This is a genomic window from Mycobacterium sp. 852014-52144_SCH5372336, from assembly GCF_001665615.1.
GTDB classification, from domain to species: Bacteria; Actinomycetota; Actinomycetes; order Mycobacteriales; family Mycobacteriaceae; genus Mycobacterium; species Mycobacterium neumannii_A.
The window spans coordinates 199,617-213,673 of sequence record NZ_LZSW01000048.1 but is presented as its reverse complement, the minus strand read 5'-3'; the positions used below and the strand labels follow the sequence as shown (position 1 = coordinate 213,673).

Here is a 14,057-nt window from a genome sequence, read left to right as displayed (position 1 = left end):
ATGACCGAAGCCGACCTCGTCGAGATCGAGGCGATCAAACAACTGAAGGCCCGCTACTGCCGTCTCCTCGACACCAAAGACTGGGCGTCATGGCGGGCCCTGTTCGCCGACGACTTCCTCAGCGACACTTCCCCTGCCGGTGGGAAGGTGATCCAGGGCGCCGACGACTTCGTCGCGTTCACCCGTAAGAGCCTGCGCAGTCAGGTCACCGTCCATCAGGTGCACGCCCCTGAGATCGAGCTGACCTCACCGACGACGGCACGCGGCGTATGGGCTCTCGAAGACGTCGTGCGCTTCGGCCCCGGCGTCAACCTGCGCGGCTACGGCCACTATCACGAGACCTACGAGAAGATCGACGGGCAGTGGCGCTTCACCAGTTCGACGTTGACACGCCTGCGCGAAGACGTCTTCAACGGCCTTGTCGCCGTGTACATCTCCCCCCGCGTGCGCAAGCTCATCATGGCGGCCTCCCGCCGCGCGATGAAGTGAGCCGCCCGCGGTCAGGACCGGATGAACTCCAGCAGGTCGGGGTTGATGACGTCGTGGTGGGTGACGAACGCGCCGTGCGGAAAGCCGGGGTAAGTCTTCAAGGTTCCGTTCGGCAGTAGCTTCGCCGACAGCGGACCGGAGTTCTCGTACGGCACGATCTGATCGTCGTCGCCGTGCATCACCAGGACCGGAATGGTGATCTTCTTCAGGTCCTCGGTGAAATCGGTCTGCGAGAACGCGACGATGCCGTCGTAGTGTGCCTTGGCGCCGCCCATCATGCCCTGGCGCCACCAGTTCTCGATGATCGCTTCCGACGGTTCTATGCCCGGGCGGTTGAACCCGTAGAACGGGCCGGCGGCCAGCGAGCGATAGAACTCCGAGCGGTTCGCCGCCAACTGCGCCTGCAGATCGTCGAACACGTCCTTGGGCAGGCCACCGGGGTTGGCGTCCGTCTTGACCATCAGCGGCGGAACGGAACTGATCAGCACCGCCTTGGCCGCACGCGACTGCCCGTGCCGGGCCAGATAATGCGCCACCTCGCCACCGCCGGTGGAGTGGCCGATGTGGACCGCGTCGTGCAGATCGAGGTGCTCGACGACGGCGGCGAGATCGTCGGCGTAGTGGTCCATGTCGTGGCCGTCGGCGACCTGCGCCGAGCGGCCATGCCCACGGCGGTCGTGGGCGACCACGCGGTACCCGTGTTGCAGGAAGAACACCATCTGCGTGTCCCAGTCGTCGGCCGACAGCGGCCAACCGTGGCTGAACACGATCGGCTGACCCGACCCCCAGTCCTTGAAGAAGATCTCGACGCCGTCGTTCGTGGTGATCGTGGGCATGGTGGCTCCTTCCGGGAACATCCGGTCATGCGCACTCTGCCACGCCATGTCCTCCCGCGCGAGCGTGCGAGTCTGCACAGGACACGCCAGTCACGAGCGACACTGCACGCACGCTCACCCCGCGGTGACTGTGCGCATCCCGCGGTCAGGCGTTCGACAGCGCGGGCGGTCTGACGGCGTCCGGGTCCGGGTTCGCGATCGGCAGGCCCATGAACCGGCGTGCGTTGTCGCCCATGAAGTCGTAGGTGCGACGCACGTCCATGCCCTCGGCGTACTTCCAGAACCCCTTGGGTTCCGCGAGCCCCTCCGGGTGCGGGTAGTCCGAACCGAACAGCACCTTGTCCCAGCCCACGGTGTCGACGACGTCGGACACGCAGCCCTCCCAGAACGGGCTCACCCAGATATTGCGCCGGAACACCTCATGAGGATGCTCACCGAAGTTCTGCGGCATCTTGCGGTAAAGGTCGCCGAAGTCCTTGAACAGCGGCTCGATCCAGGAGCTGCCGTTCTCGACGCTGGCGACGCGCAGCTTCGGGAAGCGCGTCAGCGTGCCGTGACAGATGAGGGCGGTGATCATGTCGGCGATCTCGCGGTGTCCCAGCACCATCCACCGAAACGCGCTCTGCGCCATGAAGTTCTGGGTATAGGGCGGTTCCCACTGCCCGACGTAGTCGTCGAGCGGCGGATAGCTGGCGTGCAACACGATGGGTAACCCGGCCGCTTCGACGTCGCGCCAGAACGGGTCGAACTCGGGCAGCGCCGGTGAGCGCCAACCGTGCAGCCCCCGAACCGGTCCCGGTTTGATCAGCGCGACCTTGGCGCCGTTGGCGAGGATGTATTCCAGTTCGCGTTGCGCGCCGTCGACTTCGGAGAGGTTGATGATAGGCGTGGAGAAGATCCGGTCGTCGTAGTTGAAGGTCCAGTGCTCGGCCATCCACTGGTTGAGCGCATGGATGACCGCGAGGCTGAGTTGGGGATCGTCGGCGGTGGCGTGTTCGATGAGGCTGGCCAGGGTCGGGTAGTTCAGCGCCTCGACGACACCTTGGCGGTCGAGTTCGGCGACGCGGTCGACCGGGTTGCGGGTGGCCGCGGGTGCTTCGATCGCCGGGCCTTGCATTTCGCGCAGTGTCAGCCCGTCGGTGTTCTCACCGGCGAAGAACTTCTCGTGAGCGCCGGGCGCCGCCACCCGTTCGAATGTCGGGTTGGGGATGAAGTCGTTGACGCGGTTGTTGATGACGACGCGGGTATGCCGACCAATCTGCGCGAATTGCACCGCCCGCGAGTACTTGTCGGGCAGGTACTTGACCAGCGCGTCGGCGGTCTCGTACATGTGCTGGTCGGCGTCGAAGATCGGCGCATCGGTGAACTGGGTCATGGTCACCTCGTCAGGATCGTCGCGGCGGCGGTTCCGGGTGCGCCGTAAAGCTGCGCGAAGCCGACCTTCGGCTCGCCGGGCACCTGGCGGTCGCCGGCTTCGCCGCGCAATTGGCGGACCAATTCGTGGATCTGGCGCAGGCCCGATGCACCGATCGGCTCACCGTTGGCGATCAGCCCGCCGTCGGTGTTGATGGGCAGCGGCCCGGTGATCTCGGTGGCCCCGTCGGCCAACAGCTTCTCCTGGTCGCCGTCGGCGCAGAAGCCGCATTCGGCCATGTGAATGATCTCGGCGCCGGCGTCGGTGTCCTGCAACTGGATGACGTCGACGTCCTGCGGTGCCACACCGGCCTTTTCGAACGCGGCTTTCGCGGCGTAGACGGTGGGTGCGACATCCTCTTCGACGGGTGCGAACGTGGTGTTCACCTCGTAGGCGCCGTATTTGCGCGTCCGGACCTCGACCGCCCGCAGATACACGGGTTTGGTGGTGTAGCGCTCGGCGATGTCGGCACGACACATCACGACGGCGGCCGCTCCTTCGTCGGGTGCGCAGAACATGTACTGGGTGAGCGGATAGTTGAGCATCGTCGAGCTGAGGATCTGGTCCTCCGGGATGGGTTTGCGCCGGAACGCATTGGGGTTGCGCGCGCCGTTGCGAAAATTCTTGGCCGCCACCTTGGCCAGTGTCTGCTGGGAGATGCCGTGCTCGTGCAGATAGCGGTTGGCCTTCATTCCGAAGAACTGGGTGGTGAGGTACTGGCCGTTCTCGGCGTACCAGCGCGGCATCCCGACCAGGGCGGGGTCTTCGGTGAACGCACCGCGCGGGTGTTTGTCCAGCCCGACCGCGATGCCGATGTCGTAGTCGCCCAACCGGATTCCGTCGGCGCACGCCTTGGCGGCGCTGGCCGCGGTGGCGCAGGCGTTGAACACGTTGGTGAAAGGGATCCCCGACAACCCCACCATGCCGACGATCGCGTCGGGGTTGGCGACGGTCCAGCTACCCCCGGTTGCGAACTGCACGTCCTTCCACTCGACACCGGCGTCGGCGACGGCGGCGAAGATCGCGTCGACGCCCATCTCCATCGCGGACTTGCCTTCGAAACGCCCGAAGGGATGCAGTCCGACACCGATGATGGCCACGTCGTGCATGCCTGATCCTCTCTGGTCAACGCCGATTCGACGTGTAACTGTAACTCTTACAGTATCGTAGTCGGCGTGGCGCCGGTCATCGAGAACAAGCCGACCTTCTGCCGGATCTGCGAGCCGTTGTGCGGAATGATCGCGACGGTCGAGGACGGTCGCCTGGTGGCGCTGCGCCCGGACAAGGAGCACCCGCTGTCGGCCGGCTTCGCATGCCAGAAGGGCATCGCGTTCACCGAGGTCGTCAACGATCCGGATCGGGTGACGCGGCCGCTGCGCCGCGGACCGTCCGGCTTCGAAGAAGTGACGTGGGACGAGGCGATGGCCGACATCGCCGACCGCCTGTCGCGAATCCTGCGCCGTCGCGGCTCCGGCGCGGTGGGCTGGTACATGGGCAATCCGGGGGCCTTCAGTTACGCGCACACCTTCGCGGCGCTGTTGTTCATAAAGGGTCTCGGCCGCCACGGGCACTACTTCACCGCGTCGTCGCAGGACACCAACAGCAGGCTCATCGCGAGCCAGCTGCTCTACGGGGTTCCCACGTCGGTACCGATTCCGGATCTGACGCGAACCGACCTGCTGGTGATGATGGGCGCGAATCCGGTTGTGTCACACGGCAGTTTCCTGACGGCGCCGCGGATCAAGGACCGCATGCACGACGTCGTCAAGCGTGGTGGGCGCGTGGTGATCGTCGACCCGCGGCGCAGCGAGACCGCGGTGGCGTTCGAATGGCTCGGCATTGTGCCGGACACCGACTCGCTGCTGCTGCTCTCGCTGCTGCACGTGATGTTCGCCGACGACCTGGTTGACGTGGCCGCGGTGAAACGCAAGGCCGACGGCGTGGACTGGCTGCGCGACCTGTGCAGGCCCTTCACCCCGGAGTCGACGTCAGCGCGAACCGGGATCGACGCGGACAGCGTGCGGGGCTTGGCGCGCGACCTGGTCACCACACCGCGCGCGGCCGTCTACGGCAGGCTCGGCACCTGCGTCGGCAGCCACGGCACGCTGACCACGTACCTGATCGACGCGGTGAACCTGGTGGCAGGCAATCTCGACGTGCCGGGCGGTTCGGTGTTCAGCTCCATGCACACCGTCGGCCAGAAGTGGCAGAACGTCGCGATGGGCGCCGTGATGCGCCGGTCCTACCGGCGCAAGCGCTCTCGGTTCGGCGCGATCCCGAGCGCGATCGGTTCGGAGCCTGCCGCGCTGATGGCCAAGGAGATCACGACACCGGGTGAGCGCCAGATCCGGGCGATGTTCGTTTCGGCAGGCAATCCCGTGCTGTCGGTGCCCAACGGTGAGGAACTCGAGGCGGCGTTCGGTGAGCTGGAGCTGTCGGTCGCGCTCGACTTCTACGTCACCGAGACGAGCGCGCAGTGCGACTACATCCTGCCTGTGACGACGATGTACGAGCGCGACGACTTCCCGTATACGTTCCAGGCGTTTCAGGCCACGCCGTTTCGCCAAGCGACCGAAGCCGTGCTGGCCCCGGTGGGCGACGCCCGCGGAGAGTGGGACATCGTCGAGGAGCTGGCTCGGCGGCTGGCGCGTCGAGTACCCGCGTTCGCAGCGTTCTCCGGTGTGCGAAAACTCGGGCGGCTGTTGGGTTTTGAAACGTCGCCGCGGGCGATGATCGACGCCCTGGTGCGGATGTCGGAGGGCGGCGACAGGTTCGGTCTGCGCCGCGGCGGGCTGTCGCTGCGACGGCTGACCGAGCAGCATCCGCACGGCGTCGTGGTCGCACCGCACATCCGCACGGGTGTGCTGCGCGAAGCTGTCGGCTACCTGTCGCGGCGGGTTCGGCTGACCCATCCGGGGATTGCCGCCGAGACCGACAAGTTGTCGCGGCGGGCGCTGCCCGACGGCTACCCGCTGCGGATGATCGGGTTGCGCGAGCCGCGCTCGGAGAACTCGTGGATGCACAACTCGCCGTTGTTGATGCGGGGTGACCGTCGCCAGCATGCGCTGATGCATGTCGACGACGCGGCCGAGAAGTCCATCGTCGACGGCGACGAGGTGCAGATCGCCTCACCCTACGGCGCCATCACCGTGCCGGTGCTGACGACGAAGGACCTCGTGCCCGGCGTCGTCGCGGTGCCACACGGTTGGGGCCACAAGGGAACCGGAAGCTGGCGGGTGGCCAACCGGGCCGGCGGCGCGAACGTCAACCAGCTGACGTCCAGCGACCCCGCCGATGTCGAGGCGCTGTCCGGGATGGCGTGGCTGACCGGGGTGCCGATTCGGGTGTCGCGGGTCTCGTAGCTGCCGCGAGCGACCGCGCAATGCACACGTGCGACGGCGTGTCGGCGGGCAAACACGGTCGCTCGCGCAACAAGGAAGCTCAGGCGATGGCGCCCTTTTCCTTCAGCGCTTCGATGCGGTCCCAGTCCATGCCGATATCCATCAGCACCAGCTCGGTGTGCTCGCTGGCCTGCGGTGCGCGCGTCGTCTCCAGCGGCTCGTGGTTGAACTGCACCGGGCCGCGGACGACCTTGAAGGGCTCGCCCCCGTCGGCCGCCTCGACCTCGACCACCATGTCGTTGGCGAGGGCCTGCTCGTCTGTGGTCAGATCGAGGAAGCTCTGGAACGGCGCCCACTGGCCCTTCATGGTCTTCAGCCGTTGACGCCAGTACTCGAACGGCTTGCTGCGGATCTTCTCCCGAATCAATTCGACTGCGGCCGCGGCGTTCTCGATCAACGGCATCACGTCGCCGAAGCGAGGATCGTCGGCGAGTTCGGGCAGTTCCAGATGCTCGAACGCGTCGCGGATGTAACCGGTCGGGCTGACGATGCAGAGGTTGATCGTGCCGCCGTCGGAGGTGAGATAGTTGGCCATGAACGGATTCACGCTCGGGCCCGCGGCATCCGGCATCAGCGAGCGCATGGTCTCGCCGGTCTCCATACCCTGCGTCACGCTGGCCCCGCCGGCCCACCACGCCGTGCTCAGCAGCGAAACGTCGAGCTCGACCGCCTCGCCGGTACGCATCCGGTGAAACAGCGCGGCCGAGATCCCACCCGCGATGTTCATCCCGCCAATCGAGTCGCCGAACGCCGGGATGCCCTGCGACAGCGCACCGCCGATCTCCTCGGGGGTCAAGGCGTGGCCGACGCCGCTGCGGGTCCAGAAGGCGGTGCCGTCGAAACCACCGGCGTCGCGCTCGGGCCCCTTGTCGCCGTATGCGCTGCCGCGCGCGTAGATGATGTCAGGGTTTGCGGCGCGAATGTGCTCGACGTCGAACTTGTTCTTCTGCCGTTGCGCGGGAAGGTAATTGGTGAGGAAGACGTCCGAGGTCTTGGCGATCTCGTAGAGCACCTCCTGACCCTCGGGCGTCGACACGTCGATGCCCACACTGCGCTTACCGCGGTTGGGGTGCTCGATCAGTGGATGGCGGTTGGGGTCGAGTTGGAATCCGCCCATGTTGATGAAGCCGCGTTGGGTGTCGCCGCGCACCGGGTGTTCGACCTTGATGACGTCGGCGCCCCAGTCGGCGAGAATCGCCCCCGCTGCGGGAACGAACGTGAACTGTGCGACCTCGAGGACGCGCACGCCCTCCATGACCTTGACCAAAATCGGCTCCTCGTACCCGGCGCTCCGGCTGTTGTATAAACTTACTGTAAGCATTACAGTTAGTCGTCCCGCAGTGAGAGTCTACGAGGTAGCCGCTTGAGCTCCGCCAGGAATCCAGAGGAACGGACCGAGACCAGCATCGACGTCGGCAAGCGAGCGGCGGGTCGCGCCGAATCGCGGATGCTCATCGACGGACAACTTGTGCAGGCCGCCTCCGGCGCACAGTTCGACAACCTGAGCCCGGCCACCGGCCGACTGCTAGGCAGCACGGCCGCCGCCGAGGCCGAGGACATGGACCGCGCGATTGCGGCCGCCCGCCGTGCCTTCGATGAGACCGACTGGGCCACCAATCGACGCCTGCGCGCGCGCTGCCTGGATCAGCTGCAGTTCGCGATCGAAGCCGAGCAGGAGGAGCTGCGCGAGGAGCTGATCGCCGAGGTCGGCGCTCCGGTGATGACAACCCGGTCCGCACAACTGGATTGGCCATTGGCCGACGGCCTCCGGTACCCCGCGCGGCTGATGCTCGACTTCGGATGGGAGCGAACGCTCGACGGAGGCGGGCTGTTCGGCGAGCGCAACGTGCGTACGGTGATCAAGGAACCGGTCGGCGTCGTCGCCGCGATCACCCCGTCCAACTTCCCGATCGAGGTGATCCTCAACAAGCTCGGGCCCGCGCTCGCGACCGGCAACACCGTCGTGCTCAAGCCGGATCCGAACACACCGTGGAACGCCACCCGGCTCGGCCGGCTCATCGCCGAGCACACCGACATCCCGCCCGGTGTCGTCAACGTGGTGCCCACACCGTCCAACGATGTCGCCGCGCTGCTCGGCACCGATCCCCGCGTCGACATGATCTCGTTCACCGGCTCGACAGACGTCGGCAAGCGCTTGATGCGGCAGGGCGCCGACACGATGAAGCGGATGTTTCTGGAACTGGGCGGCAAGTCCGTGTCGATCATGCTCGACGACGCCCCGCCCGCGGCGATCGTCGGGTCGGCGGTGGGAGTGTGCGTGCATGCGGGTCAGGCCTGTGCGGCCACGACGCGCATGCTTGTGCACCGGTCGCGCTACGACGAGGCCGTCGCCACGGTCACCGCCGCCTATCAGGGTGTGCCGGTAGGCGATCCGGTCCAGCCCGACACGTTGGTGGGACCGGTGATCAGCGCCGCGCAGAAGAAGCGGGTCCTCGACGCGATCGAGCAGGCCCGTGCGGACGGTGCCGAGATCGCCGCGGGCGGCGGGCCCGTCGCGAACCTCCCCGACCATCTGGCGGACGGCCATTACGTGGCGCCGACGGTGATCGTCGGCGTCGGCAACGATGCGGCGATCGCGCAGCAGGAAGTATTCGGTCCGGTCCTGGTGGTGCTGCCGTTCGATGACGACGACGAGGCGGTGCGGATCGCCAACGACAGCGCATACGGGTTGGCGGGCGCGGTTTCGTCGCGCTCACTGGAGCGCGGGATGGCGATCGCTCGTCGCATCCGCACCGGTTCGTTCGGCGTGAACGGAGGCATGTTCTATGGGGCCGATGCGCCGTTCGGCGGGTTCAAGAGCAGCGGTGTCGGAAGACAGTGCGGCGTCGAAGGTTTCGAACAGTACCTGGAGTCCAAGACGGTCGCCTACCGCGCGTCCAAGAGCGGTGCTACGCCGCCGCGATGATCGCCTCGGCATGGTCGAGGATGCTGTCGAGGATGTAGCCGAAGTCGACGTCGTCGGCGAACCCGATGTAGCGGCCGCCGTCGGCGCGCTGGGCGGGAAAGCCCTCCGTTCGTTCCTGCAGACGCTCGAGAACCACCGAACCCCGGATGTGCACCGAGATCGCGCCATACGTCTCGGCGGCCTGGTCGACCGTGAGCCCCGCTTCGACCAGCGCCCCGATCGGCTGCCCCAGTTTCTGCAGCGCACCGTGCATCGCATGGTGTCCGAACTGCCCGCGGATCAGCACCAGATCGCAGAGGATGGGGTCCGCACGGAACCGCTTACGCATGGTCAAGGCGTGGTCGCGCAACGACTCTCGCCAGTTCGACGCCGAGATGGTCGGCACCGTGAACTCGAACCGCTCCAGCGCCCGGTCGGTCATCGCGTCGAGCAGATCGTCCTTGCGGCGGAAGTACCAGTAGATGCTGGTGACGCCGACGCCGAGGTGCTTGGCGAGTTGCGGCATGCTCAGGTTCTCGATCGAGACCTCTTGTGCGACCTGCAGTGCGCCCTCGAGGATCTCATCGGCACTGATCGAGCCGCGGTCACGGCGCTGGCGGGTACGGCCGCCCGCGGCTTTGGCCACCGATCAGCCGGCCGGATCGAACGTCACGGGCAACGCCGTGGGTGAGCGGAAGGGTTGGCCGGCGATGTGGGGGTTGTCGTCGGTGACGAGTTCGATGTTGGTCAGCCGGTCCAGTAGGGATTCCATCGCGACCCGGGTCTCCATGCGCGCTAGATGCAGGCCCATACAGGTGTGCTCGCCCGCCGCGAAGGAGATGTGCGGTGTCCGCTTGCGGAAGATGTCGAACTCCTCGGAGAGTTCCCACCGGTTTTCGTCGCGGTTGGCCGATCCGATGCATACGTCGATCACCGAACCCTCGGGGATGGTGACACCGCCGAGTTCGGTTTCCTCGGTCGCGTAGCGCTGCACGGTGGTCAACGGCGTCTCGAACCGCAGGCCTTCTTCGATGGCCGGCGAGATGAGCTCCCGGTCGGCCTGTACTGCTGAGAACTGCTCAGGGTGGGTGAGCAACAGGTACAGCAGGTTTCCCGACGACCGGTAAGTGGTCTCCAGCCCCGCGGGCAGCAGGAGCCGCAGGAACGAGTAGATGGACTCGTCGCTGAGCTTCTCGCCGTCGATCTCGGCGGTGACCAGATCGCCGATGATGTCCTCGGTCGGCTTGGACCTGCGCTTGTCGATCTGCGCCAGGAAGTAGTCCTTCAGCGCGGCGGACGCCTCGAATGCGCGCTTGTACCGGACGTGGTAGCTGATCAATTCGACGGCCCGCTTGCGGAACCACGGCAGGTCCTCCTCGGGCAGGCCGAGCAGCTTGGAGATGACGCGGGTCGGGAACTCGAATGTGAATTCCCGAACCAGGTCTGCGCTCCCGTGGTCGATGAACTCGTCGATCAGCGCGGTGACCACCGGGCGCACGACCTCGGGTTCCCAGCGCGCCAACGACTTCGACTTGAACGCCGAGGACACCAGGTTGCGGTGGTCCCAGTGCTTCTTGCCCTCCATCGCCAGGATGGTCGGCCCGATGAACAGGCCGATGGTGTTGTCGTAGATGTGTGAGTTGAACACCTTGCCGTCGCGGAAGACCCGGTTGACCGCGTCGAAAGACACGGCCGCATAGAGGTTTTCCGGCATCGCCTCCGGCGCCTGGGACCAGTCCATGACGCTGCCGCGAAACACGCCGCTGGTTTCCCGCCGCTTCTGCGCGAACATCGGGTAGGGGTCTCGCAGCAGGTCGAAGGTTTCGTCGACCGTGACGTCCTGCACGGGGCTATCCACGAATGATCTCCCTCGTCTGGTCCGGACACGTAACGAGCATGGGTACTGTAAAGCTTACAGTATAGGGCTACGTGACGATAGGTGCAGGCTGGGGAAGTTGCACCGGTGCGCCCGCGAGCATCGAGTTGACGAAGCCGGCGTCGACCTGCAGATCCTGGCCGGTGATCCACCGCGCCTGCGGGGACCCGAGGAACGAGATCACCGGCACGATGTCGTCGACCGATGCATGGCGCCCGACGGTCGCCTTGCACATGTCCAAGACCTCTTTGCCCATGGTCTGTTCGAAGTCGGTGAGGATAGGAGTCTCGACCGGGCCGGGGCTCACGGTGTTGACCCGCACGCCGTACGTCGTCCATGCCGGGCCCGCAAGTCGTTTGGCGTACAGGATCGCCGCCTGCTTGGACGTGCTGTACACCGGGTAGTCCGGATCCTGCTCGGCCTGCCAGCGCTCTACGGCGTCGGCGTCGCTGAGTTCGAGCAGGCCGTTCAGGGTGTCGATGCGCTGGTCCCATCCGAGCGCGGCGGTGGAGGCGACCGCGACGATCGACCCGCCTCGGCGCATTCGGGGGAGCATGCCTTCGATGACCAGTCGCATGCCGAGGTAGTTGACCTTGAGCACGTCGGCAGCCGGCGCGGTGCCGGGGACGCCCGCGACGTGCGCCAGCATGTCCCAGCCGGACCCGATCGAGTCGATCAGACCCCGGATGTCTGCCGGATCGCGCAGATCGCAGCGGGCGGATTCGGAGGCGGGCGTGCAGTGGTCGCGGACGTCGACGGCGAGGACGTGATCGCCGCGCTCGTGCAAGTGCGTCGCGAGAGCTGCCCCGATGCCCGACCCCGCGCCGACTACGACGACTTTGCGCTTCTCCGTCATCTCATCCGTTCCCTTCGCGGCCGAGTGGTGTCGGCGTACTATTCGAATGGCCGACTGTAAGCACGACAGTAAACAATTCGGGTGCGGCAGACAATCACTTGCGGAGATGGTGGTGCGATGAGCGAGAGCACAATTCAAGTCAGCGCAACCCAAAGCGCCCCGCGGGAGGCGATGTCAGCCGTTGTCGAACGCCAACGGAGCGCATTCCTGACCGACGGCCCGCCGAGTGCTGCCGAACGGCGCCATCGCATCAACCGGTTGCTGTCGCTGGTGCTGGACAACGCTCAACCGGCGGCCCTCACCTCTGATCGCATACTGGTACGGACCCGACCACGCCGAGTTTCGGCGCTTCGTACGCGGCACTCGCAGCGGCGGCGTGGCGCGCAATGACTTCGCCGCGCAGATGATTCCGTCGGCGGCACCGTTCGGGGGAGTGGGGCGCAGCGGGACGGGCGCCTACCACGGCAAAGCGGGGTTCGACGCGTTCAGTCACCACCGCACGGTCGTCGGCACCGACCTGCCGTTCACCATCACCGGACGCGCGGCGCCGCCGTTCACACCGTCGATGCGGGCGACGACCGCGCTCGGACTGCGTCTGGCGCGCAACCGGACCAGGCGTCGGCTCAGGCGTTCGCGCTGATCGCCTGCTCCCGGGCCCAGCGGTAGTCGGCCTTGCCCGCGGGGCTGCGTTCGATCGCGGGGCGGAACACCACGGCTTTCGGAAGTTTATAGCGCGCAATGGAATTCGCAGCGTGGTCGATGAGTTCCTGGGCGTCGGCGCTGGCACCCTCGCTGAGCGCGACGACCGCGACCACCTCCTGGCCCCACCGGTCGCTGGGCCGGCCCGCCACCACGACGTCTGCGACCGCGGGATGTGACAGCAGCGCGGTCTCGACCTCTTCGGCGAAGATCTTCTCGCCGCCGGAGTTGATGGTGACCGAATCGCGGCCCAGCAGTTCGATCGACCCGTCGGCCTGATGGCGGGCACGGTCGCCCGGAATCGAGTAGCGCACACCGTCGATCACCGGGAAGGTCTTGGCGGTCTTGTCCGCATCGCCCTTGTATCCCAACGGCACATAACCCCGCTGCGCCAACCATCCGATGCCGTCGTGGCCGGGTTCGAGGATCGCGGTGAAGTCCTCGGACGCGACGAAGGTATCGGGACCCGCGTTGAACTGGCCGGTCGACACCGCACCGGGGGCCGACATGTGGTTCATCTGGATGCCGGTCTCCGAGGACCCCACACCGTCCATCACGATGAGGCCGGGTTTGACGTCGATGAGCCGTTGTTTGGCGGTCGGCGTGAGCAGCGCTCCGCCGTTGGCCACCACGGCCAGCGACGACAGGTCGGCCGAACTGCGCTCGATCGCGTCGGCGAGCGGACGTGCCACCGCATCGCCGACCACCTGCACCACGAGGACTTTCTCCCGCTCGATCGTCTCCACCACCTCGTCGACGTCGAGGCTGGCGGGATTCGCGGTGAACACGATGGTCTGGCCCGTCGTCATCGCGGTCATCGCCGCCCACTGGGCCGCGCCGTGCATGAGTGGCGGCAGGGTGAGGATCTTGGTGCCGGGGCCTTCGGTGACCCGCTTGGCAATGTCGTCGAGTGAGGTGATGAGCTCGCCGGTGGCCATGTTGCGGCCCCCGAACGAGGTCATGAAGATGTCGTGCTGACGCCACAGCACACCCTTCGGCATGCCCGTCGTGCCGCCGGTGTAAAGCACGTAGAGGTCGTCGGGAGAGGCTTCGATGGGCGGCAACACCGCGGTGCCCGAGCCGACGATCGACTCATAGTCGACTGCGCCGTCGAGCAGATCGTTGCCCGACTCGTCGGCGATCTGGATGAGCACCCGAAGGTTCGGCAGACCCGGGAGGACCTCGGCGACGCGCGGCGCGAACGTCGCGTGATACAGCAGCGCACTGGCGCCGGAATCGTTGAGCAGATACTGCAATTCGTTCTTGACGTAGCGGTAGTTGACGTTGAACGGTGCGACCCGGGCCCGCCACGAGCCGAGCATGCCTTCGATGTACTCGGGGCCGTTGTAGGCGTAGATGCCCAGCAGGTCCTGGCCCACCTCGTGGCCAGCGAGCTCGGAACGCTCGACATGGCAACCGAGCCCGCGGCTGTGCAGGAACGCGGCCAGGCGGTTGGCCCGCTCGACGACCTGGGCGTAGGTGTATCGGCGATCGCCTTGGACGATGAACTCTCGGTCGCCGATCACGGCGGCGACGGTGTCGGCGGCGGCCGGGACGGTGAACTGTGTGGTCACAGACATC

11 protein-coding genes and 1 pseudogene are annotated in these 14,057 nt (G+C 66.5%); 4 read left to right on the top strand and 8 right to left on the bottom strand.

Annotated elements, in window-relative coordinates; genetic code table 11:
* Nucleotides 1-489: a nuclear transport factor 2 family protein gene (locus A5759_RS14370; protein ID WP_068198789.1), complete on the top strand. Its 489-nt coding sequence runs from the start codon at nucleotides 1-3 to the stop codon at nucleotides 487-489.
* Nucleotides 490-500: 11 nt separating this feature from the next.
* Here the strand turns inward: A5759_RS14370 and A5759_RS14365 are convergent, their stop codons facing one another.
* From A5759_RS14365 to A5759_RS14355, 3 genes are all read right to left on the bottom strand, one after another.
* A complete protein-coding gene (locus A5759_RS14365; RefSeq protein WP_068198944.1) occupies nucleotides 501-1,325 on the bottom strand; it encodes an alpha/beta fold hydrolase in 825 nt (274 codons plus the stop codon).
* A 145-nt stretch (nucleotides 1,326-1,470) separates the two neighbouring features.
* On the bottom strand, nucleotides 1,471-2,700 hold the full coding sequence (locus A5759_RS14360) for an amidohydrolase family protein (protein WP_068198787.1): 1,230 nt from the start codon (nucleotides 2,698-2,700) through the stop codon (nucleotides 1,471-1,473).
* Between the two features lie 2 nt (nucleotides 2,701-2,702).
* Entirely contained in the window at nucleotides 2,703-3,848 is a 1,146-nt protein-coding gene (locus A5759_RS14355; protein ID WP_068198785.1) for a thiolase family protein, read from the bottom strand.
* Between the two features lie 126 nt (nucleotides 3,849-3,974).
* Between A5759_RS14355 and A5759_RS14350 the strand changes: the two genes are divergently transcribed.
* On the top strand, nucleotides 3,975-6,101 hold the full coding sequence (locus A5759_RS14350; RefSeq protein ID WP_068198942.1) for a molybdopterin-dependent oxidoreductase: 2,127 nt from the start codon (nucleotides 3,975-3,977) through the stop codon (nucleotides 6,099-6,101).
* 79 nt (nucleotides 6,102-6,180) lie between these two features.
* Here A5759_RS14350 and A5759_RS14345 read toward each other — a convergent pair whose 3' ends face one another.
* The gene (locus A5759_RS14345) at nucleotides 6,181-7,395 is read right to left on the bottom strand and encodes a CaiB/BaiF CoA-transferase family protein (RefSeq protein WP_066842966.1); all 1,215 of its coding nucleotides are present in this window, start codon (nucleotides 7,393-7,395) and stop codon (nucleotides 6,181-6,183) included.
* A 192-nt stretch (nucleotides 7,396-7,587) separates the two neighbouring features.
* On the opposite strand from A5759_RS14345, the gene A5759_RS14340 reads away from it, so the two are divergent.
* Nucleotides 7,588-9,066 carry an aldehyde dehydrogenase family protein gene (locus A5759_RS14340; RefSeq protein WP_369816205.1) on the top strand — a complete coding sequence of 493 codons (1,479 nt, stop codon included), beginning with the start codon at nucleotides 7,588-7,590 and terminating at the stop codon, nucleotides 9,064-9,066.
* Here A5759_RS14340 and A5759_RS14335 read toward each other — a convergent pair.
* The 3 genes from A5759_RS14335 to A5759_RS14325 all read right to left on the bottom strand — a co-directional run bounded on the left by A5759_RS14335 (nucleotide 9,050) and on the right by A5759_RS14325 (nucleotide 11,777).
* On the bottom strand, nucleotides 9,050-9,691 hold the full coding sequence (locus A5759_RS14335) for a TetR/AcrR family transcriptional regulator (protein WP_068198781.1): 642 nt from the start codon (nucleotides 9,689-9,691) through the stop codon (nucleotides 9,050-9,052). The two genes, A5759_RS14340 and A5759_RS14335, sit on opposite strands and share 17 nt — an antisense overlap.
* Nucleotides 9,692-9,694: 3 nt before the next feature.
* Complete coding sequence (locus A5759_RS14330) at nucleotides 9,695-10,903, bottom strand: cytochrome P450 (protein WP_068198779.1); 1,209 nt, start codon at nucleotides 10,901-10,903, stop codon at nucleotides 9,695-9,697.
* Nucleotides 10,904-10,970: 67 nt separating this feature from the next.
* A complete protein-coding gene (locus tag A5759_RS14325; RefSeq protein WP_068198777.1) occupies nucleotides 10,971-11,777 on the bottom strand; it encodes an SDR family oxidoreductase in 807 nt (268 codons plus the stop codon).
* 283 nt (nucleotides 11,778-12,060) lie between these two features.
* Between A5759_RS14325 and A5759_RS14320 the strand changes: the two are divergent.
* A pseudogene (locus tag A5759_RS14320) lies at nucleotides 12,061-12,417 on the top strand (aldehyde dehydrogenase family protein); the annotation flags it as partial.
* Here A5759_RS14320 and A5759_RS14315 read toward each other — a convergent pair.
* Entirely contained in the window at nucleotides 12,401-14,056 is a 1,656-nt protein-coding gene (locus A5759_RS14315) for an acyl-CoA synthetase (RefSeq protein WP_068198772.1), read from the bottom strand. The pseudogene A5759_RS14320 and the gene A5759_RS14315 sit on opposite strands and share 17 nt — an antisense overlap.
* Nucleotide 14,057: the final 1 nt, after the last annotated feature.

Coding starts and splice junctions, on each gene's coding strand:
- A5759_RS14365 (WP_068198944.1), bottom strand. CDS start 1,325: ATGCCCACGATCACCACGAACGACGGCGTCGAGATCTTCTTCAAGGAC.
- A5759_RS14340 (WP_369816205.1), top strand. CDS start 7,588: ATGCTCATCGACGGACAACTTGTGCAGGCCGCCTCCGGCGCACAGTTC.
- A5759_RS14350 (WP_068198942.1), top strand. CDS start 3,975: ATGATCGCGACGGTCGAGGACGGTCGCCTGGTGGCGCTGCGCCCGGAC.
- A5759_RS14360 (WP_068198787.1), bottom strand. CDS start 2,700: ATGACCCAGTTCACCGATGCGCCGATCTTCGACGCCGACCAGCACATG.
- A5759_RS14355 (WP_068198785.1), bottom strand. CDS start 3,848: ATGCACGACGTGGCCATCATCGGTGTCGGACTGCATCCCTTCGGGCGT.
- A5759_RS14315 (WP_068198772.1), bottom strand. CDS start 14,056: ATGTCTGTGACCACACAGTTCACCGTCCCGGCCGCCGCCGACACCGTC.
- A5759_RS14345 (WP_066842966.1), bottom strand. CDS start 7,395: ATGGAGGGCGTGCGCGTCCTCGAGGTCGCACAGTTCACGTTCGTTCCC.
- A5759_RS14370 (WP_068198789.1), top strand. CDS start 1: ATGACCGAAGCCGACCTCGTCGAGATCGAGGCGATCAAACAACTGAAG.
- A5759_RS14325 (WP_068198777.1), bottom strand. CDS start 11,777: ATGACGGAGAAGCGCAAAGTCGTCGTAGTCGGCGCGGGGTCGGGCATC.